Here is a 524-nt window from a genome sequence, read left to right as displayed (position 1 = left end):
CGAGGACATAAGAATGCCTTATTTATTAGCAATTGTACTATCAATTTTCACTTTAACAGGGTGTCAATCTGCGTATTACTCTGCGATGGAGCAAGTGGGCTACCATAAACGAGATATTATGGTTGACCGAGTGGAAGATGCCAAAGAATCACAACAGGAAGCACAAGAAGAATTCACTAGCGCACTTGAAGCCTTATCAGCACTAACCAATTTTGACGGTGGTGAATTAGAAAGCGTTTACAACAACATCAATGACAAATACGAAGACAGCGAAAAAGCCGCTCAAGATGTGCGTGACCGTATTGCTGCAATCGAAGATGTCTCTGATGCACTGTTTGAAGAATGGCAAGGCGAGTTAGACTTGTACACCAGTGCGAAACTGCGCCGCTCAAGCGAACAAAAACTGCGTGAAACCAAAGCCTCTTACAAAACCATGCTCAGCGCAATGAAGCGCGCAGAGAAAAAGATGACGCCAGTGCTGAACACACTGCGTGACAACACGCTGTACCTAAAACACAACCTCG

At 44.7% G+C, this 524-nt stretch carries 1 protein-coding gene; it reads left to right on the top strand.

Going from position 1 to position 524, the window contains the following annotated elements; translation table 11 throughout:
• Positions 1 to 13: 13 nt before the first annotated feature.
• Positions 14 to 524, top strand: a 511-nt coding sequence (locus R8N49_RS30220; protein ID WP_318190830.1) for a DUF2959 domain-containing protein, incomplete at its 3' end; no start/stop codon positions are given.

Source organism: Vibrio sp. 1978 (assembly GCF_033344345.1).
This window is presented reverse-complemented; position numbering and strand designations above follow the sequence as displayed.